Origin of the sequence: Lachnoclostridium phytofermentans ISDg, assembly GCF_000018685.1 — a bacterium.
Classification (GTDB): Bacteria; Bacillota; Clostridia; order Lachnospirales; family Lachnospiraceae; genus Lachnoclostridium; species Lachnoclostridium phytofermentans.
The window spans coordinates 3793816-3815971 of sequence record NC_010001.1; the positions used below are offsets into that span (position 1 = coordinate 3793816).

At 36.1% G+C, this 22156-nt stretch carries 16 protein-coding genes and 1 riboswitch; of the genes, 1 reads left to right on the plus strand and 15 read right to left on the minus strand.

Annotated elements, in window-relative coordinates; translation table 11 throughout:
* Nucleotides 1–4 precede the first annotated feature (4 nt).
* The 9 genes from CPHY_RS16085 to CPHY_RS16130 all read right to left on the minus strand — a co-directional run bounded on the left by CPHY_RS16085 (nucleotide 5) and on the right by CPHY_RS16130 (nucleotide 12259).
* Entirely contained in the window at nucleotides 5–973 is a 969-nt protein-coding gene (locus CPHY_RS16085) for a glycosyltransferase family 2 protein (RefSeq protein WP_012201110.1), read from the minus strand.
* A 176-nt stretch (nucleotides 974–1149) separates the two neighbouring features.
* Nucleotides 1150–2208 carry an ATP-binding cassette domain-containing protein gene (locus tag CPHY_RS16090; protein WP_012201111.1) on the minus strand — a complete coding sequence of 353 codons (1059 nt, stop codon included), beginning with the start codon at nucleotides 2206–2208 and terminating at the stop codon, nucleotides 1150–1152.
* Nucleotides 2209–2340: 132 nt separating this feature from the next.
* A complete protein-coding gene (locus CPHY_RS16095; RefSeq protein ID WP_012201112.1) occupies nucleotides 2341–3396 on the minus strand; it encodes an ABC transporter ATP-binding protein in 1056 nt (351 codons plus the stop codon).
* 212 nt (nucleotides 3397–3608) lie between these two features.
* On the minus strand, nucleotides 3609–4583 hold the full coding sequence (locus CPHY_RS16100) for an ABC transporter permease (protein WP_012201113.1): 975 nt from the start codon (nucleotides 4581–4583) through the stop codon (nucleotides 3609–3611).
* Entirely contained in the window at nucleotides 4584–5522 is a 939-nt protein-coding gene (locus CPHY_RS16105) for an ABC transporter permease (RefSeq protein WP_012201114.1), read from the minus strand.
* A 26-nt stretch (nucleotides 5523–5548) separates the two neighbouring features.
* Nucleotides 5549–7396 carry a peptide ABC transporter substrate-binding protein gene (locus CPHY_RS16110; protein WP_012201115.1) on the minus strand — a complete coding sequence of 616 codons (1848 nt, stop codon included), beginning with the start codon at nucleotides 7394–7396 and terminating at the stop codon, nucleotides 5549–5551.
* A gap of 859 nt (nucleotides 7397–8255) precedes the next feature.
* Entirely contained in the window at nucleotides 8256–10142 is a 1887-nt protein-coding gene (locus CPHY_RS20975; protein WP_012201116.1) for a glycoside hydrolase family 25 protein, read from the minus strand.
* Nucleotides 10143–10172: 30 nt separating this feature from the next.
* On the minus strand, nucleotides 10173–11033 hold the full coding sequence (gene metF / locus CPHY_RS16125) for a methylenetetrahydrofolate reductase [NAD(P)H] (RefSeq protein WP_012201117.1): 861 nt from the start codon (nucleotides 11031–11033) through the stop codon (nucleotides 10173–10175).
* A 53-nt stretch (nucleotides 11034–11086) separates the two neighbouring features.
* The gene (locus CPHY_RS16130; protein WP_012201118.1) at nucleotides 11087–12259 is read right to left on the minus strand and encodes a cation:proton antiporter domain-containing protein; all 1173 of its coding nucleotides are present in this window, start codon (nucleotides 12257–12259) and stop codon (nucleotides 11087–11089) included.
* Nucleotides 12260–12311: 52 nt separating this feature from the next.
* Nucleotides 12312–12384: riboswitch (Fluoride riboswitch) on the minus strand.
* A 363-nt stretch (nucleotides 12385–12747) separates the two neighbouring features.
* Between CPHY_RS16130 and CPHY_RS16135 the strand changes: the two genes are divergently transcribed.
* Nucleotides 12748–13980, plus strand: a complete 1233-nt coding sequence (locus CPHY_RS16135) for an L-serine ammonia-lyase, iron-sulfur-dependent, subunit alpha (RefSeq protein WP_012201119.1) — start codon at nucleotides 12748–12750, stop codon at nucleotides 13978–13980.
* Nucleotides 13981–14166: 186 nt separating this feature from the next.
* On the opposite strand, the gene CPHY_RS16140 is transcribed toward CPHY_RS16135, so the two are convergent.
* The 6 genes from CPHY_RS16140 to CPHY_RS16165 all read right to left on the minus strand — a co-directional run bounded on the left by CPHY_RS16140 (nucleotide 14167) and on the right by CPHY_RS16165 (nucleotide 21853).
* Entirely contained in the window at nucleotides 14167–15225 is a 1059-nt protein-coding gene (locus tag CPHY_RS16140) for an NAD(P)H-dependent flavin oxidoreductase (RefSeq protein ID WP_012201120.1), read from the minus strand.
* 204 nt (nucleotides 15226–15429) lie between these two features.
* Complete coding sequence (locus CPHY_RS16145) at nucleotides 15430–16080, minus strand: HAD family hydrolase (protein WP_012201121.1); 651 nt, start codon at nucleotides 16078–16080, stop codon at nucleotides 15430–15432.
* Between the two features lie 257 nt (nucleotides 16081–16337).
* Nucleotides 16338–18158, minus strand: coding sequence for an ABC transporter ATP-binding protein (locus CPHY_RS16150; protein ID WP_012201122.1), 1821 nt, complete (start codon nucleotides 18156–18158; stop codon nucleotides 16338–16340).
* Entirely contained in the window at nucleotides 18133–19965 is a 1833-nt protein-coding gene (locus tag CPHY_RS16155; RefSeq protein WP_012201123.1) for an ABC transporter ATP-binding protein, read from the minus strand. The genes CPHY_RS16150 and CPHY_RS16155 overlap by 26 nt, the downstream gene beginning before the upstream one ends.
* Nucleotides 19966–20117: 152 nt before the next feature.
* A complete protein-coding gene (locus tag CPHY_RS16160) occupies nucleotides 20118–21146 on the minus strand; it encodes a sensor histidine kinase (protein ID WP_012201124.1) in 1029 nt (342 codons plus the stop codon).
* A complete protein-coding gene (locus tag CPHY_RS16165; RefSeq protein WP_012201125.1) occupies nucleotides 21143–21853 on the minus strand; it encodes a LytR/AlgR family response regulator transcription factor in 711 nt (236 codons plus the stop codon). The genes CPHY_RS16160 and CPHY_RS16165 overlap by 4 nt, the downstream gene beginning before the upstream one ends.
* Between the last annotated feature and the right edge of the window lie 303 nt (nucleotides 21854–22156).

The following is a 22156-nucleotide window of genomic DNA, read 5'->3' on the forward strand; positions in this document are numbered from 1 at the left end:
CAAATTAATTCCAATATGACTTATTCATACTAAGCCATACTTTGAATGGCTGTGGTAATAATCGATGTTGCTTCCCAAGAAGATAACCCAAGTATTTAAATCCACTTTCTAGAACAAAATCAATCAATTCTATATATTCTTTTTGATCCATTAAATAACTAATTGTTTGCTTTACTAGCTTTGTGCCTTCCTTTTCAGAAGAGATATTTTTAAATATCGACTGATACTCCTCTTGAGAAACGCCCAAATCAAAATTTCTTCGGAGTTGTTGCATCCATGTGTAATGATGACTATGAGTTACAGTTGCTTTACTTGCATAATAAACCTTATACCCAGCCTTAATTACTCCTGCTGCATATATCATATCTTCATTAAACATTGTTCTTGCAACAAATCCTCCTAAATCCTCATAAACCGACTTACGGTATGCTGCACATACATTAGAACAGAAGTAAGTCTTAATTCCAAGACGATCCAAATCCTCTTTTGACTTTATCTGATCTGTAGATGGATAATTAAATATTCTTGTATATTTTTCAACTAACTTAGCATTCTGCGCTGCTTCCTGTCTTCCATAAGTAACAGCGACTTCCTCCATCTTGAATGGTTCTATTAGATTTTCTAATAGGTATTCATTATTTGGAATCGCATCCTGTGTCATAAATACCATATATTCAGAATTTGAAAGACTAGCACCATATGCTCTTGTACCACCATGGTCAAATTCTGATTGCTCAATGGAAATTAAATGAATGTCCACAGATTCACTTCCTGCGATTTTTGTACGAGAGACCAATTTATCAACTCTTTTTTTGATTACCTCTGTTGCGTAATCTGGTAATACCTCTGTATTAAGAAGCCATATATTCTTAGGCTTTATGGTTTGTTTTAATAACTGGATTAATAGCTTATCAAACTTCTTGTCCGGTCTATACAGCGGTATTATCACATCCAGATTCTTATTTTGATCCATTGTTCTTCATCCCATTCCTTTGTTGATATATTCATGATTATATCCAAACAGATAAATCTCATTCTTTCTCTTATAGGAAAGCAGTATGTATAATCCATCTCATTATATGCTAGAACAAAGAGTCCGTCAAGAAGTCACACATACCCCATTTGCTTTCATACATACCCCCTTTAGTTTCAATATGCTTCTAGCACATAGTGACCTGGTGCTCGTTCAACCATTCTTTGAGCGTCCCTTTCCTTATATTTACTAGAAATAATATTAAATTCTTTCCACTCGTCTTTACTTAAAACATTAACAAATTTACTCTCGCTGTGTTTACCTGATATAATATCAACTTCTCTTCCCTTGTATTTATTTGAAATTACATCAAAATTTATATTCCGAGAACTTGGTTTCATCTCACTTTGGTTATCATTTAGTTCTCCTCTTCTCTCCATAATTACTCTTCTTAACGGATCAGGTTTTGGAATAGAGGAAATCAACATCTTGGTATAAGTATGATAAGGAGTTGTAAAAAGCCGATTCGTCGGCGCTATCTCAACAATCCTTCCATGATAAAGAACTGCGATTCGATCTGTAAAATATCGCATTACTGACATATCATGTGAAATAAAAAGGTAAGTTAGCCCGCGAGTTTCTTGAAGTCTCTTCATAAGATTTAATATCTGTGCCCGCACTGAAACATCTAAGGCTGAAATAGGTTCATCTGCCACAATAAATTGCGGTTCCATAATAAGTGCCCTCGCAATACCAATTCGCTGCCGTTGTCCTCCAGAAAATTCTGTTGGATATCGATTTTTATATTCAGGCCGTAAGCCAACCTCAAGCATTATTTTATCAATCAGGCTTTCCCTCTCCGAATTCGATAATGCTTGATTCGTAGCAAAAAGCCCTTCTCCAATAATATCTGAAACTTTCGCTCGCTCATTTAGGGATGCCATTGGATCTTGAAAAATCATTTGCATTTCATGACATAGCGTTCTTCTTGTATCTGTAGATAGTTTATGATTAATTTTCATACCTTTATAAGTTATGTCTCCTTCTACTGTATCAATCATTCGCATGATTGCTCTTCCTATCGTAGTCTTTCCTGAACCAGACTCTCCCATAAGACCAAAGATTTCTCCTTTTTGAATCGAAAAGCTTGCTTTCTTTACAGCCAGATTTTCTCCGCTTTTCCCATGATTTCCCCCATATCCAATTGATACTGAATTTAAACTTAATAATTCCAAGATAGATCCTCCAGCTAAGTCTACTTACTTAGGAATATTATATTTTTAATACATAGGTTTCAGCAAAGTCCAAATACATAAGATTACAACTAAATGCAAACACATCTAATAATAGTCTAGCCTCACTTGCTTCTAATCATATGTGTTCCTAATTTCCTTTGAATTTCCCATATGATAATACTCTTTTAGAATTCTAGGTAGCTCTACCTTCGGTGCTCTCTTATCCATTAGCCAAGATTTTACCTGATGTGTGTCACTAACTTTATAGTAAGGAGGAGCACAGGTAAAATCCCGAACTAAAGCATAAGGATTTCTTGGTGCAAATACATCACCTATTATTTTTTCCCCCGGATTTGGTAATGTTCCACTTAGATAGACTAGCTCCTGCCCCGGTTGATAAAGAGCAGGTTGAGATGACAACAACGACCAAGTATAGGGGTGTCTTGCATCACGAAAGATGTCCTCACTTGTTCCAACTTCGATAATTTCTCCTGCATACATGATAGCAACACGGTCAGCGACCTTTGCAACTACTCCAAAATCGTGCGTAATATAGACAACCGTCAATTGGTATTTACGCTGTAATTCCATCAATAAATTAAGTACTTGTTCTTGTATCGTAACATCTAGGGCAGTCGTTGGTTCATCACACAATAATATCTTTGGTTTACATGCAAGCGCAATCGCTATTACAACTCTTTGCCTCATACCTCCAGAGCACTCATGTGGGTAATAATTTCTTGCTCTTTCAGGATCACGAATTCCAACTTCAGTAAGAAGTTTGATTACTTCCTCTTTTCGCTTCGCTCTACTTAGTGATTGGTGGATTGAAATTGCTTCCTCAATCTGATCTCCTATTGTGAACAAAGGATTTAGGCTAGTCATAGGATCTTGTAATATCATCGCTATCTCCTGCCCTCTAATATTCCTAAAATCTCGTTCCAAATGATAAGCTGCTAAATTTTTTGCCCGATACAAAATTCTCCCTGACACAATCTTTGCATTTGGTTCTAATAGTCCAAGAATAGACTTTAATAATACTGATTTTCCACAGCCAGATTCCCCTACAATAACTAAATTCTCTCCTTTCACTACTTCTAGACTTACACCACGAAGCACATGAAGTACTGATTTTCTAACAATAAAATCCACAGTTAAACTTTCTATTGATATAATGCTTTCTACCATACTAACCCCTCTTCTGTTGCAATAGTGTGAAAAACCTTGATTTTTTACACATAAAACCATACCCATTCAGTAGGCATGTAAAAGAAATATTTAATTTAAGAAATCTAAGGTTTCTTTCACCTTGAATACATGCCAGCTTAGTAGTAGGCTGGAAGTTTGTGCCGAGGATTACGCAGGAACTTCTGTGTGAGAAATCTTGATTTTTCACGCTATTATCTGTGATTTTTCGGGTCTGCAGCATCCGCAAAAGCATTTCCAATCAGATAAAAGGAAACTGTAATAATAGAAACAATCAAAGTTGGAAATAAAAGCTGATACCTAAGCCCTGGCATCATCAGTTTCGCTCTTCCTGCTTGAATTAGATTACCAAGGCTTGGAATATTTAATGGTAGCCCTAAGCCAAGATATGTTATGAATACTTCACTTCCTATCACAGACGGAATAGATAGTGATACTCTCATCAGAATAACGGAAATCAGATATGGCATGCAGTTCTTTCGAAGGATTCTTGATGTACTAGTTCCAAGCATTCGAGATGCTATATTAAATTCCTTATCCCTAATTAATAGCATCTGATTTCTAATAAATCTTGCCATTTGAATCCACCCAGTTGCACAAAGTGCAAGTATTAAAGTCGGTATTCCTGGTCTTAATATATAGGAAATTAAGATTAGTACAATTGTAGAAGGAATATTATCAAGCAGATTATAGATTTCTGTAAAGAATGCATCAAGCTTTCTAACATAACCCCATAGTAATCCAACTATAGTTCCGATGAAAGCCTCCAAGAAGGATACGGTAATTCCTAAAAACAAAGAAGTTCTAGTACCTGCCCATGTTCTGCTCCATAAGTCCTGCCCTATCGAATTTGTACCAAACCAGAAGTCCTTATTCGGTGCTTGATTTCTAATTTGCTGCCCTGTTTTCCTACTGTTATAGATTAGATTCGGATCCTTTTGCTTTGGTAAGTAAGGCTGTATTGTTATAAAAACAATTAATAACAAAAGGACAAACAAGAAAAACATTGCAAAGCGATTTTTTGCAAAGGTTTTCCATGTGGTCTTCCAATATGAATCTTCTTCTATATCCCTAATCTTATTTTCTTCTATGATTCGATTCGCAAAACGAAAGGAGTCTAACTCTGATGCATTTGCCCACTCTTTCGTTTTTTGTTCTCGCCACGTCATCTAAGCACCTCCCCTTGAAGTTAATTTCACTCTAGGGTCAATAAGACAAAGTAGGATATCTCCTAACAGAACCCCTAAGATTCCTGTTACTGCAAATAAAATGACAATTGCCTGTACCATCGTATTATCTTGTCTTTGAATCACCTGAACAAGCAACCCTCCCATTCCTGGAATACTATATAACGACTCTACATAGATTGAGCCTATCATTGTATTAAAGATGGAGTTTGGTAGATACTGAATCATTGGTACAATCGCATTCTTTAGCATATGCTTTTTAAGGATTCGATCAGAAGAAACACCTTTCACCTTTGCTAAGATAACATATCCTTTATTTTCTTCCTCTATGAGATACCTTCTAAGCCATGTTGTATAAAATGCTATATTTCCAAGGGACATAGAGATGACCGGAAGAATCCACGTTGTTATATCATTTGCATGATAAAGCATCTTAATATGAAGTTTTTCCGTCCCAATTGCCTGTATTAACAATATGTAAATAGCAGAAGGCACCGCCTGTAATATAACTAGAAATAGCGTTCCAAGTCGGTCAATCCACTTTCCCTTATGAGAAGCCATCTTCATACTAAGTGGAATGGATATTAGAAGTGCTAAAAATAAGGAGCTTAATCCAAATTTCATTGAAATAGGTATTTTTTGTTTTAAGATATCGGTTACTAAAACATTTGCCATATAGGTTCGCGAATGGCCAAAATCTCCATGAAAGGCACCTTTCACATAATGAAAAAATTGTACTGGTAGAGGATCAAGTAGCCCCATATTCTTTAGCCCTGATTCAATTTGCTCCTTCGATAATTTTTCGTAATTTGGGAAATAGCCCTCAATTGGCATCATCCTAAGAAGAGAGAAGACGATAAAAACTACAAGAAGTAAGGTTAGTATTGAGCGTATAAATCGGCGTAATATATATTTTCCCATGACTTCACTCCTTTTCCTAACCTTCATCAACCATCCTTCTTTTGTTTTTTCTCCTTCTCCCAAACTGCCTTATTAATTTCCACTATTTTGTTATTCAGTATCACTTTATAGTATTTCATCCCTTTGTATCTTGAGGTAGAAACTCCAAAACTTGCATAGGAACTTTCATAAATATTTAACTTTGTCATCTGATAAGATACCGGTGATATACTAAATGGTATCACTAATGCATGTTTAATCAGAAAAGCTTCCGCCTCTGAAAATGCTGTATAACGTTCTTTTATGTCTAGTACACTTTCTTTCGCTTTTGTAAGTAACTCATAATAGGTATCAATGACAGGCTTGATGGATAGTTTTTCTTCCTTTGATGGTAATAGATTCGTTGCCAAGTCATCATCAAAAAACTCTGTAAAGGTCTGCGGGTCTGCATAATCAGCTCCCCAGTTACATTTTAACATCGCATAATCTCCTCTCTCCCTTACTTGAGAAGTAAAGTTCTGAGAAGGTCCAGCCTCTACTATAAATTTCACAAAATCTTTTCCTAGAAGATTTTCCATCTGCTGTGCTATAACAATACATTCATTTGCCCAGTCGGTAGAATTAGCACGATATCGTAATAAAATCTTTACCGGGAAGGTACAACCTACCTCTTTTAGCTCCTGCTTAGCCTTCTCTTTATAGATAACCGCCATATCTTTATTAAAACTATCTCGTTTGGATATATCATAGAGTGCTGGAAACTCTGTGTAATCTTCCTCTTCAAAGCGAATGAAGTTAGGGGGGGTAATTGTATTTAACAAAAGTTCTTCTGGGTGGTTTGGTTCGGCTACTCGAAGTGCTTTCACTCGGTCCATCGCACTCATAATAGCCAAGCGAAAATTCTCATTCTGAACTGCCTTTTTCCAGTTCTGAGGCTCATATCGTTTATCAAATTTCGGATTAAAGTTAAATATGTAAAAGAAGGAGTAATCCGTTTTTTTTCTACCTCTACTTACCAGATCTTTTGTATTTTCCTGATCCATAAATGTATCAAGTAAATCAGAATGTATCGCTGCATAATCAATTTCACCGCGTAATGCAAGTGCGGGTGCCAAGGTTGCTGCCTCTGAGTTATAGGTTTCTTCGATTCTTTTTATATAAACACGATCAGCGTCCCAATTTTCTTCATTTTTTTGATAAATACGTTTTTCTTGAGGCTTAAATACAGATAGTCTGTACGCTCCATTATAATAGAGCGTATCTGGTCCTGTTGCTGCACCAAATTGCTCTTTTAATTCGTCTAATAAAGGACCATAGGCTGGCATAAAGCATCCATACGTTAAGTAAGATAGGAAATAAGGGCAAGGTTGTTCTAGTGTATAGACTAATGTATAGTTTCCAAAGGATTTTACTCCGACTCTTCTAAAGTCTCCTTGTCTATCATAATAATCTTTTGCATTCTTAATTAAACCAAACAAGAGCTTTGCAGTCTCACTCTCATATTCTTTGGTTAAGACATATTGCATCGCACTGACAAAGTCCTTTGCAGTTACTTCTGCTATCTTTTCTCCTTTTTCATTTACCCAGTATTCTCCTTCCCTAAGTTCGAATGTAACTGAAAGTCCATCCTCACTTACCTTCCAACTTGTCGCTAACGAAGGAATTAAATTACCAAAGGAATCATATTCCACAAGAGTATCAATCACATTAGCACCAACTCGTATTTCATGAGAAGATGAGGTAACGAGATAATTTAAGGTAGAAACCTCAGAGGAATACAACAAACGATAGGTCGACTCCTCATTATCTACTATTTTACTTGTCCCGAAGCATCCTGATACAAACAGTAAACTAAAACAAAGTAAAAGAAGAACAATTCTTTTCTCTACTTTCATCCACTGCCTCCAACGCCCCACCTAAATGGTAAGATACAAATCCTGTCTTTTAACTTTATTTCCTACCTACTGAAAATATGAGTTAGTAAACAAGAAAAATACGCCTTGCATACTTTTCTTGATATGAATTAAAAATTATCTTGCTTTATGAAATATAGACAATGAAGTCATACATATTCGGTCTCCGTGTCCATCATCTCATTCAATCAAAATATCAATGATTACATATTTTAATTTTTGTAAACTCTTTTAAAATAAACCATAGCATAAATTATTCCAGAAAAAATAAATGCTATTTCTATAAAAAAAATCCAACCATTCTTTCCGTTAAATTGTACAATTGTGTTTCCTAATAAAATTAGAAGTATAGATGCATATTTAAGATTAGATGTAGATAATTTCGAAATAAATAAACTGTTAATTCCAAGTAGTGTTAAGAATAAAATAATTAAAATAAAAATATTATAAATCATTCATGAAATACCTCCTATTAAATATATATTGAAAGAATATTAGAAACTATATTATATTACTATTATTAATATAATTCTACATAAATGTTAATAGTTAGTGTAATGTGATATTGATATTTTATATAAGTGTTATATAAGAGTTTCAAGATAAACCAGTATGAGCTGTAGTGTGATTAATTGAGATATAGAAAAAAAGAGAAGAATCTCCACGTCCTAGTTAGAAGTTCTTCTCTCATTTTTTATAAATTAGTTATCTCTATTTGTGTTTTATCCATGACAAGTAAATATTAACAAAGCGTACTTTTTTTACTTGCTTGTAATATCATTCACTCATTTATAGTAAGTTCATGATATCTATCGTTGCAATCATATTCAAAAAATATTCCTTAGTCTGATAAGGCTGGGTTTGCATAATCTATAAAGCTAATATTTAAGTCAACATTTCCTTTGATACCAGGAATTGTCCCCGAATCAGAATACTGATACATCTGAAAATCATAAGGGAAAGTTAGGTTATTTCCGTAATAAGCAAACCACAAATCGTACTCCGATAATTGCTCTAAGTCAATCCCCATGACCATCCATTTTGTGTTTGCATAAATCATTGGATGGTAACCTGCCGTTTGAATCTTCTCACAGAAAGTCTTCGTAATATCTGTTCTAAGCTGTCTCGCTAATTTATTCGCTCTTGCATCATAGGTTGTAACATACTCAGTATCAAAAATAACTGGATAAGAAATTTTGTAATCTTTGATTAACTCTAGGATAAATTCCGCTTCCTCATTCGCTTCTTCTAATGTTACTGCTTGTGAAAAGAAATAAACACCTACAGAAACTCCTGCTTTCGTAGCTCCTTCAACATTTTTAACAAAATATGGGTCAATCTCTAAAGTACCTTCATTAAATCCTCGAAAACCTAGACGAAGGATTGCAAATTCTACTCCGGATTCCTTTACCTTTTTCCAGTCGATATCTCCCTGATACTTCGATACATCAATTCCATGAATTGATTTCTTAACCCCTTGCTCCATGTATTCTAACTTACCATTTGACGGAATAAAATTCTCTGGCTGGTAGGATAAACGTGGAATATTATTAGATAATGGCACCAAATATCGCTTATTTTCATGACCCCATAACGCAATTCTATCCTCTAAGATGTCTGTACTTGGAATAATCAAACCACCTTTTTCACTATCCTCTTGATCCGCGGTTACGTAAGCGCTATAGGTTGTCTTACCTAAAGAAATAACTCCATCCTTTAAAATAAGTTTTGCAGATAATTCTCCAAGATACTCCTTCTCAGAAAGTGAGACCACTGTTTCAAAGACAAATCCTTCCTCACCAATCTTTAAATCAAAATTTTTATCAAATTTCAGTAAAAATTCATCATAGTATACCGCATCAATATAAGCTTCTTTAGTTATAGCATAGGTATAGGATGCTGAGCCTAACTTCATCGTCATCCTCATATCTCCGTCTTGATTTGTGACGCTGTGAAGTTCCTCATAATTTAATACAAATAAATCTTTTATCGCTTGCTCCATAGAAAACACTGGATATTCCCATAAAGTATCGACATCCATAATTCTCACTTCCTTCGGGATGCTACTATCTTTCCCGGCATAATTTAGAAATGCGAATTGCTTCATTCCTTCTGATAGAAAAGAGCCATACTTAGGACATAAGCCTTCCAAACCAGAAGTTAGATCGTAATTCCAATTCAGCTCCATCATCTTTGTCCCATTATCGATAAGAATTCGGAGACGATCCTCTATTTCTTCCTCTAAAAATTCGTTACGATAACATATCTTTACCGTTCCATCTGTAAATACCAGATATTCAAGCCCAAATAACCGTTCCGTTGTTACTTTAAATGGTGCGATTTCGTTTTGCAGCTCAGGCGTAATTAATTTTGCTAATTCCTTCACTTGCTTTACTGTTTTTACCGCTGGGGATAACTCACCACCACTATTCCCCTCCTGAAAGATAGAGCCACCAGAAGTTGGTACATTACTTCTCGCATCTAATGTTAAGTGAACTGCAAAAGAAATCCCAATTATAAGTAATATTGCACCCTCTAAAATTGCTAGTTTCTTAAATGAGGTTCTTCTTCGTTTTTTATTCTTTTTTTGCTCCATCGATTCCGTGTAAGGGTTTCTTACCGGTTGATCATTAAGTTTTTTCTTGACCTCATCAAGCTCGGATAAGACAATTTCCAAATAGTCCTTCATATCCTGAAGCTCTCTGTTATCTCTTTCTCCGTTATCCATTGTACTCTCCTATTTATTAACTTTCGCTTTTTATAATAATCGAAAGATTGCTTCGTGAATCTTCGTTGCTATGTATGCGTTATTCATTGTATATAAATGGATTCCATCCACTCCACTTGCTACTAAATGCATAATTTGTTCTACTGCATACGCAATTCCAGCATCTCTTAATGCTTCTTCCTGGTGTTCATAACGTTGTAAAATCTTAGCGAGTTTAGAAGGAATACTAGCTCCACACATGGTAACCATACGCTCAATTTGTTTCTTATTTACTACTGGCATAATCCCAGCCTCAATTGGAACTGTAATTCCTTTATTTCTTGCTTTTTCTAAGAAATTAAAAAAATAATCATTATCAAAAAACAATTGGGAGATCAGATGATCTGCACCACAATCCACCTTATACTTTAAATATTCTAGATTCTCCTCCATACTAGATGCTTCTATATGAATTTCAGGATAACAAGCCCCAGATAGATGAAAATCTCCCTTAGTCTTAATGTATTCCACTAAGTTGCTGGCATAAGTAAAGTCTTTTTTGGGCTCTATCTCTGGATTCCTGTCTCCCCTTAAAGCCAAGATATTCATAATTCCTTGACTTTTTAGATACTCAAGGGTGGTATCCATATCTTCTTTCGTAGAATTTACGCAAGTAAGATGAGTAAGTGCATCGATTCCATAATTTGATTGTATATAAGATGCAATATCACAGGTAGTATGATCAGCCGCATTACCTCCGGCACCATACGTTACGCTAATGAAATCAGGATTTAATTTTGTTAACTCGCCTAAAACACGATATATACTTTCCACTGGACTATCCTTCTTTGGTGGAAATACCTCAAGGGAAAATACGGTTTTCCCTTGTCCGAACTTTTTTGATATCTGCATCGGTCTGCTCCCCCTGTTTATCTCTTTTTGAAATCTTATCAGACCCCGACCTCCTATGTCAACAACTTGCGGTAGAATCTGTCAATAAATATTGCTCCCATTGGTGCTGTGATTAAAATAGATATTACCGCTACTGTTAACACAGTCTCACCGCATGGTAATCCCATGGAAAGAGGAATAGCTCCAATCGCTGCCTGAACAGTAGCTTTTGGTGTATAAGCAAGCATACAAAATACTCTTTCTTTCCTTGTCAGCAGTGTTTTTATTAAACAAAGTAATACTCCTAACATTCTAAAGCAGAGTGCACCAAGAACCAATAAGATGACAACTCCTCCTGCTTTCACTGCATAAGAAAGATCAACCGACGCACCGACTAAAGCAAATAGAACAATCTCTGCAGCCACCCATAATTTATTATATTTTGCAGATAAACGTTCTGAAAGAATTGGATAGGTTTGATATAACGTAATTCCTAAGCTCATGATTGCAAGTAACCCCGACATTGGTAGAAATTCTTGCATTCTTGTCTCTAACTCTAATAATAAAAATGAAATACTTAATAGTATAAGAATCTTCACAGAGTCACGGTAATGAAACTTACGAAAGAACCAATTTAGTATAATCCCAGTGATTACTCCAAATAAAATTCCAAGAACAATGGATACCGGTATTCCGACAAATGCAAATACTGACACACCTTCTCCCCCCGCAAGAGACGTAAATGCAGTAAATAATACAATGACATATACATCATCTACTGATGCTCCTGCTAAAATAAGCTCTGGAATACTATGTTTCTTTCCACGACCCTCTTCCATAATACGAAGCATTCTAGGAACTACTACCGCAGGAGAAACTGCAGCAATTACAGCTCCGATAATTGCAGCTTCTAATATAGAGATCTTTAATAAGGCTGGAGCCAATAATACAACTCCTATGATTTCTAAACTAGCAGGTACAAAACACATTAATATCGCTGGGCGTCCAACCTTTTTCAGGGATTTTAAATCAAGAGACAAACCAGCACGCGTCAAGATGATTACCAACGCTAATTTTCTTAAATCCGGTGAAATCGTAAGAATCGATCCATCCAGCAGATTAAGAGCATAAGGACTTAAGATCATTCCAGCTAATAGGATTCCTATTAAACTTGGTAATTTTAACTTTTGTGCAAGTCCTCCTAATAATAAAGAAAGCAAAAAAATGAGTGCTAAACTTATTAACATAAAAACCTCCTAAATTTGTATTAAATATCAAAAAAGCTGATTCCCCCTGTGATAATTCACAGAAGTCATCAGCTTTATAAGCAGTTTAGGTAAAACCTTGGGAGAACTTCATTCCCGTCAGTAAGTATATCAGTTAATTTTCCGTATGTCAAACTAAATAAATCCACTATTTCATCTTCTAATAAACCCACCTATTTCATCTTCCTAAATAAATCCAGCTATTTCATCTTCCACTTTTTCTAAATATGAGTTAGAATGGTACTGATTGGTAGAATGTGTATTAAAGAGCGTTACATTAGAACTAATAACTTGTGTCATACTATAGCAATGACAATAGTTACCGTTACATATAGTAAAAGATTTTGCACGTAATCATCTCTTACTTTAAATTAACGTACATACTGATACTTAGAACAAGAAAAGTACGTAACACGAACATTTCCTTGTAGAAAAAAATATTATACGAATACAATAAAAGGAGTCTTATCTTGAAAACATTAAAAGATTTATACAAAATAGGTGCCGGTCCATCCAGTTCTCATACCATGGGTCCAGCCAAAGCAGCAACTCTTTTCAAAGCAGATTTTCCTGATGTAGATTATTATGAAATAGTTTTATACGATTCCTTAGCAAAAACAGGACGTGGACATCGTACCGACCGAGCACTGCGACAAGCGCTTGCTCCAATTGAAGTCAAAATAATATTTGATACAACAACAAAAGGACTTCCTCATCCAAATACCCTTGATTTTCGTGCAATGAAGCAAGAAGAGCTTGTAGGTAGTATGCGTGTCTATAGTGTTGGTGGTGGGAGTATCCAAATTGAAGGTCGAAAAGACGCTGAATTAACAGATATCTACCCATTAAATAGTTTTACCGAAATTGCAGAGTATTGTCGTACTAACAATTTGCGTATCTGGCAATATGTTGAGGAAATAGAGGGGCCTTCGATTTGGGATTATCTCTCTGAGGTCTGGTTCCAGATGAAAACTTCCATCCATCAAGGCCTGTCTACACAAGGTGAACTTCCTGGAGGATTGCATATTCAAAGAAAAGCTTACTATCTTTTAAATCAACGTCATATGGACGAATCTGCAGAGACAAGGGAAAATCGTACCGTATGTGCTTATGCCTATGCAGTAAGTGAACAAAATGCAGATAACGGAATTATTGTAACAGCTCCGACATGCGGCGCTGCCGGTGTAGTACCCGCTGTACTTAAATATATGCAAGAGAAAAAAGGATTTTCTGATATAGATATTATACATGCTCTTGCTACTGGTGGAATCATCGGAAACTTAATTAAAACAAATGCATCCATTAGTGGAGCAGAGTGTGGTTGTCAAGCTGAGATTGGAAGTGCATGTAGTATGGCTTCTGCGGCTTTAGCAGAATTAGTTGGTATGGGAATCAATCAGATTGAATATGCTGCCGAAGTCGCTATGGAACACCATCTAGGGCTTACTTGCGATCCAATAAAAGGTATGGTGCAAATTCCATGCATTGAGCGAAATGCGGTAGCAGCCATGCGTGCTATTAATGCTTTAAGTTTAGCAAACTTTCTAGCGGAAACCAGAAAAATCTCCTTTGATATGGTTATCGCGACGATGTACCAAACCGGAAAAGACATGCTCCATCATTATAAGGAAACCTCAGAAGGTGGACTTGCTAAGATGTATCCGGTTGATGAAAATGAAAATGACAGTGACGATGATAAATAAGAAAAATAAATCTCAAATGTCAAATATATATTCATAGTTATTTACCGTATCATAAATTATGTAAAAGGACTTTAAAGTAACCGTTTAACTCCAATATATTGAGACATTAATACTGCCAAGTGATAATCTTGTAACTTCACTTGGCAGTCCTCTTATAAAAGGTGAAATTAGGTTTAAGTTTTCCATCTAACCTATTACTAATTCCCTCATTAAACTCTTAACGGTAGTCATTTCTTTCAAACGATAAACTTCTGAACCGCAGAATAATAACGCATTGTCAATATTGCCTTTAACTGCATTAATCAAGGCCTTCGTAATACAGTATGGTGTATTGCTTGGATTGCAGGTTACAATACATCGTAAACAACGATCAATTCTTTCTCGTTCTGTTTTTATTTTTTCTAAGAACTTATTGTGAATTGCTCTTCCTGGCATTCCAACAGGACTTAGAACAATTTCTATGTCTTCTTTCTTCGCCTTCAAATACTCATTCTTATACGCCTGCGAAGCATCGCATTCCTCCGTTACAACAAATCTCGATGCTATTTGAACACCGTCTGCTCCTAGGGATAAGCAATGTATAATATCATTATGATCAAAAACTCCGCCTGCTACAATCACTGGTATTTTAACCTGATATTTCTCTTCATAGCTCTTTTTGCAGTCTATGATTTTCTTAATTTCTTCTTCATAGTTCCAGTTTTCAAATCCATCTAACTCTTCCAAAGAGAATCCTAAGTGACCTCCAGCTTTTGGTCCTTCAATAACTAGAAAATCCGCAGTTCGATGATATTTTCTATCCCACATCTTTAAAATTACATTAGCCGCTTTTACACTAGACACAATTGGTGCTATCTTGGTATTAAATCCTTCTACATACTCTGGTAATGAGATGGGTAACCCCGCACCTGAAATAATTACGTCTGCTCCACTTTTCGCTGCACAAATGACATATTCCTTATAATTTTGCGATGCTACCATAATATTAACACCGACAATTCCATTTTCAGAAATTTCTTTGGCCTTAATCAAATGCTTCTCTATCGCACGAAGATTCGCATTCACTGGATTGGTATAGAAGTCTTCCTCTTCAAATCCAATCTGCGCAGTGGAAATAATACCAATTCCACCTTCTTTTGCTACATTCCCAGCAAGACGGCTAAGGCTAATTCCAACACCCATACCGCCTTGAATTATTGGAAATCTTGATTTTAAATTACCTATAATCAGTGGTTTTAGCTCCATGATATTACTCCTTTTCATACTGAATGTTTGCAATGCAATACTATAAGCCGTCGACGACTTTCTCACACTCTTATACACTTTACTTAGCAATTTCTTGCGCTATATAAAATTCAGTATATTTTTTATTCTGAAACGAAGTTTATATCTGTTCTTTATTCCCCCACCACCGAATAATAAGTTTATTCGTTTAAAGCATTGATTACATTATTTAAGATATTCTATAATATCTTCTGGTTTTTCAACAATAACCTGAGCACCGCTGCGTATTAATTCCTCCCTATTGCGAAATCCCCAATCTACGGATAAGAATTTTAAACCAGCATTCTTCGCAGTTTCTATATCTACCTCAGAATCACCGATATACAAAGCTTCCTCTACACAGCTTCCCAATTCTTTTAGTGCAATATTTACGGTATCGGGATATGGCTTTTTCCGAACCCCCTCTCGCTGTCCAATGGCAACTTCGATATAGTTTGAAAAATACAACTGATTTAAATCTTTCACTGCTGCATCAAACTTATTCGATACTATAGCAAGATGATACCCTTGATTTTTTAGACTACTCAAAAGTGTAAGAATACCATCATAAGGCTTTGTCTTGTTATCGCAATTCCTTGCATAATGCACTTTGAAACACTCCAAAACTTCCTTTGATTTCTCGTTATCTAGTTGCTCAGGAACTGCCAATTCCATTAAGCGAGCTACCCCATTTCCTACAAACTGGCGAACTTCCTCTAAGCTTCTTTCTGGATAACCATAGGTGGAAAGTGTAGCATTCACACTATCCTTAAGATCCTCTAAGGTATTTAATAATGTACCATCCAAGTCAAATATCACTGTCTTAATTTGTTGCATTTTTTCCCTCATTTCTGCGCACGCATGAATGCGTGTGCTTTACTGTGCACATCAAGTTTTCTCCTAAATCTTTCTCCTTCGCTTAAATACTATTATTATAACAAGCTGTGTAAAAAAATCAAATTTAAAGGGAATGTAAAGTATACTCGCATTACCGCTTTTGGTAATATTCCTTTATACAATGAAACACAGGAAAACGTTGAAGATTTATCTAAAACATGATATTGACTTATGACACCTGAATCAGACATCTTATTTTATGCATAGTATTGGGCCTGTGCATTATAAAGCGATGCATAGATGCCGTTTTCCTTTAACAGCTTTTCATGGGTACCGCGTTCTGAAATATTACCGCCATCTATCACGATAATATTATCGCAGAATTTGCAGCTGCTCATTCTGTGGGAGATATAAATTGCTGTCTTCCCCTCTACTATGGTACTAAAATTCTCATAGATTTCCGCTTCTGCTATGGGATCAAGGGCAGCAGTGGGTTCGTCTAGGATTACAAAAGGGCCGTCCTTGTACAATGCCCTGGCAATTGCGATTTTTTGAGCTTCGCCTCCTGATACTTCTACCCCTTCTCCGTTATTTTTATAAAGCTGCGTATTAAGTTTATGAGGCATCGATTCTATCCGGTTTCTGATTCCTGCCTTTTCAAGAACTTTCCACTGTCCCTCTTCCTCAGAAGTCTCTCCTATGGTTAGATTGTCTGATAGTGGAAGAGCTAAGAGCTTAAAATCCTGGAATACAACAGAAAAGACCTTGGTATATTCCTCATAGTCGTAGTACTTTATATCAATTCCATTCAAAAGAATTCTTCCCTCTGTCGGGTCATAGAGCCTGCATAGCAGCTTAATTAAGGTTGTTTTTCCGGCTCCGTTCTTTCCTACTATGGCGTATTTTTGACCCACCTTGAATGTGAGGTTAATGTTATCTAATATTTTGCTACTCGTTCCCGGGTACCAAAAGCTTACATTTTCAAAGGCAAATTCATATTCACCGTCAGAGCGTTTCTCAATTGGAAGGGTCCCTGTATAGTTTGAATTTGGCTTATTGATAAACTCATAATAGGTATTTAAGTATTCTGTTCGGTAATAGAAGCTGTTATATTCTACGATTTCACTTCGGATGGAAGCTGTAAGTTCAAGGATGGCACCTGCATACATAAACACTTCTCCGATATTGATAACCCCATAAATTGCCTTTCCTCCCAGTATCACATATACCAGCCCAGAAGTTAACTGGGTTAGTAATACAATGACCCCCGTATATACGCCGTCCGTTGTTGACCATTTTAAAAAGATACTGTTGATATTCTTCATGATGCTTTTTAAATAATGATCTAAGAGTCCCTGCATGGAATAAATTCGAATATCCTTTCCATACTGGTAATTATACATAAGTGCCAGCATGTATTCTCCAAGAGAATTTAAATGCTGATTTTTCTTTTCCACCTCATAAAATTTCTTATAGGATATAGCGGATAGCTTAAGGCTAATTAGAAAAATCACTGTGAAGACCACAATTATCAGGAGGGAAGACCATATAGAGGAAAAGAAATTCCTGCTGTCCGTTTTTACGTGGGTAAAAAGAGAAATCACAAAGGCAAGTGAAAACAGGATCGAAAATCCTTTTTCAATCAGAATGTAGATGCTTTGTATCTGATTGCTGATGCCTCCCGAGCTATTTTCTCCTCCCTGGACTCTTCGGATGGCATCCATGGTCTCAGTTTTTTCGAATTCCTCATATTCCATGGTAAATGCCTTTTCTGCAGTTTTTAAGTAGATAGTATCTGCACAGGCTTCTCTTAAAACAATGACAGATTGATCACAAGCTTTTTTAATCAGATTCAGGATCAGGGCTGCGGTCAGTAATATTATAATGTCAAGGATGCATTCCTGGTACTGCCCTTTTACCACTTTGTTGAGAACTCTCCCATAAAAGAACAGTTGTGTAAAAGGACCTGCTGCTCCTGCTAATGCACCCATTACGATAATCCATATAATATTCGGATGATCCGTTTTTATCAGCTTTATAAAGGAAATAGAATCATGCCATACTTTCTTGAATTTCATCTTCTTCCTCCTTGTAATATTTACTCTGGATTTGAAACATATTTGCATACTTTCCGTTAAGCCTTACAAGTTCTTCATGGCTTCCCTCTTCTGCAATCATCCCCTTTTCAAGAAAAAGGATTTTGTCACAGTACCTGGTAGATGCCAGCCTGTGGGATATAAACAAAGCGGTTCTTTCATGAAGTAGACTCTGATACTGCTCATAAAGTTCACTTTCTGCGATGGCATCCATAGCCGCAGTAGGTTCGTCAAACAGTAAAAGTTTAGCCTTCTTATATAAAGCCCTTGCAAGCAATAGCTTTTGCAGCTCGCCGCCTGAGAGCTGTATACCGCTTTCTTCTACATCCTTATTTAAGTAAGTATTTATTCCTTTTGGTAGGCTCTCTATCTTCTTCCTTAATCCTGCCAGTTCCAGCGCTTGATCAAGGTCTTTTCGATTAATTTTACTATCTGGCACCCCACAGATGTTCTCTCCTATTGTTAAGGACAGAACAGCAGTATCCTGGAAGATAACAGCGATTTGCTTAAAATAACTTTCTATATTAAGCTCCCTGGTATCTATCCCATTAATAAGTATTCTGCCACTTGTCGGCTGATAGAAACCGCACATCAGTTTTACAAGGGTAGTCTTGCCGGCACCGTTTACTCCTACCAGTGCATATTTATCCCCCTTATTCATGTGAAAGCTGATATCCTTAAGCACATAACTTGATGCGCCTTCATACTGGTAGGAAACATGGTCAAATACAATATCAAGAGCCATATCCTCTTCCTCTATCTCCTTCCCATCCTTGTGGGAAAAGATATCTTTCAGGTCGCAGAATTTTCTAAAATCACAAATCATATAATGGCATCTCCCAAGTTCCGAGATCTCCTCTGTAATCTTCATCATCCAACTTGCCACTCCACTTACGATACCAAGATAAAGGACAAATTCGGATACAGATAGACCATGCATCAGCAAATAAATCAAATACCCGTAGCATAAACCATCCCTAATAAACTTTAAAAGGATTTCCACCACATCATTTACATAATAGATACCTCTGACTTTAGACTTAATTTTCTTTAACCTGTTATTTGCTGATGTGTACACTCTACCAATAAGCTTATCTAACTGATAAAGCCTGATATCCTTACCTGCCTTTAAATCAAAGGACTGCTCCTGTAAATAACCTTGTGTAATTTTAATCTTAGATATTTCGTTCTTTTGTTTGTTCTCATAGAGTTTGGCACGGTGAAATACCATTACCTGAATTGCTGAAAGCACCAGCAAAAGCAGCAGAATAACCGGATTAATCCATCCTATTACAACGGCATAGGTTATAAGCCCTAATACATTGGTTAGAAGGAGAACATTTCGGTGCATAAAACCCTCCAGACCATGCCAGTTACCATAGACGCTGTCTCCCGCTTTTTTTAGTTCCTCCCTCACTGACTCCTTTTCCAATTGGCTGTAATCTATGGAAAAACACCTTTGGAACAGGATCAAAGAAAAGAAATTCATTCGGATATCAATATACTGGTTTCTGTTTCTATTGGACAGAAAAGCCTGAACAGCTGAGATGGCACCATACACCGAAAATACTATGAACATCATCTGAATGAATTTTGGTACCCCCGCTCTTTTCTCCAAAAGTCCCACTACAATAGAAGGAAGTATAATCCCGCAAAGCGGAAGTAATACATTAAAAATGATTTCTGCCAAACCGTAGAAAATCAGTGATTTATCATACTTCCACATATTTGCATAAATATAATGAAAGTTGTCTCTCAAAGAATAAGGCACTTCTTTTCCCTTTTTCATATACACGCTCCTTAATTTTCTTTTTGTAAATACAAGAAACTATCTGTTTCCTGTGTAATCCTTTTGTAGTCTACAGTAGCACTATATCATCATTTATCTTTTTATTAAAAAAAGTGCACGAATAGCTAAATTTCGTGCACGAGTGGTATTCTCTAAAGTGGGAGCATGATTTCCGTTACAAATACCCCTGGTTCATTTTTTCTGTTTATATATCCCTCATATTTTTCCACAATATTAGTAATACGTTTCAGTCCATGTCCATGGTTTCCCCGTTTTGTTGTTATATAGTCTTCATCCAGCTTTCTTATTACTTCACCGGTTGCATTGGCAACGGATATATAGAGCTGCTTTTTAAGCACTCCAACATAAAGGCGGATAAATCTTTTCCCTTCCTGCTCCGACATCTTATTACAAGCCTCTACGGCATTGTCAATAAGGTTCCCGATAAGCACGCACAGGTCAATGTCCGACACCGTAAGGTCTTTTGGTACTTCGGCCTTATAATGAATATCTATATCATCCTTTAAGGCAAGAGAAAGCTTGGAGTTAAGAATCGCATCCAGATTGACATTTCCGGATTCTATCAGATAATTGATACTGTCCAGATCATTCTCTAGCCTGTCCAGATACCCTTTTGCTTCCTCAACCTGATTCACCTTTAAATGTGCTTTTAACGTCTGGAGGTGATTATGGTAGTCATGGCGCCAGCCTCTCATGGTCATATAAATATTCTGTACCTCATTTACCTGCTTTGTTAATAGCTGGTTCTGATACAAAACCGTATTTTCTTCATAGGTTTTCTTAAGATAATAAACGCTACCTTCCGTGAGAAAATAAAGGAGCAAAAGAATGTATTCATGAAATATTCTTCCCTCAGATACCATTATTCCATTCACAGTTATCGCTCCTGTTATCAGATAGAATAACCCATGATACCAAAAGGACATTCTTCGGTGTCTTACCTGCAGTACTTCAAACGAAAACAGTTCAATCATTGTAAGACTTATTATGGTTGCAATACTTTCGCCGTAAAATGAACCAATCCCAAACCATATTCCTGCTATTACAAAGGGAACCAGAATATAAAGAAAACTCTTTTTATCCTCTCTTTTAATCTGTCTACAAAGGAGATATAAGACCATGACTGCTAATGGAATTGCTTTTAAACAATCTGATATCAAAGTTCTCCTCCTTTATAATAGTTAATAAACGCCTGGTTGACTGCTTCGTAGGAATTCCTGCTGATTGGTACCTTCTCTCCACTGCTTAAGATACAATCCGTTCTTGTTATTCTCTCTATCTGGCTTACATTTACCAGATAGCTTCTATGGGTAGCAATAAAATCTTTCCCCAGTTCTTTTGCGATCTCATTGATATTCTTTTTTACCTCAAGGTTTTTGTCTGCCATATGTATCTGAATATAATGGCCAAGAGCTTCTATATAGCAGATATCACTATGCATAAGCTTAACCTTCTCTCCTGCACTTCCTAAAATAATATAGCTCTTTTCTTCTTCCAAGGATTTTAGTACCATATCTAGGAGGGGAAAAAGCTGTTGCTTTGTAAGAGGCTTCATCAGATACCTGGCAGCCCCTACCTCATAGCCCTCAAATACATACTCTCTGCTATTTGACAAAAAGGCTATGGTTACCTTCTTATCTATCTTTCGAATCTTCCTTGCCAAATCCACTCCATTCATCTGGCCTAATTCGATATCCAAGATAATAAAATCAAAGGAGAAGGATTCTTGGTTCTCAAAAAGCATTTCTTCCGCACTGGCATACACTACAATATCGCAGCTCTTTCCGGAAGCACTCTCCCATTTATCAGTCAACTCCTTTAAAAATATATATTGTGCTTTCTCATCATCACAGTATGCAATTCTCATAACACATCTCCAATAGGTGTATTTCTTTATAGTATTCCATTTATCATTATATTTGATAAGCTATATTGATGTAAATAGTTAAAGTAAATATGATGCTGAAGAAGTAAGTAACCTTAGATTTATTTCAGACAGCTTTTTACATAATTTTCATAATATATTTGACGCCAGTTTTTTAATATGCTAGTATAGTTATATCGACACTATTGCAATAGTACAGGAGACACTTATGGATAAATTACTGTCAGTGTAACATCAAGCTGACCATTCTAATACATTTTTCTTAACTCTGCCCCTTTTTTAAAT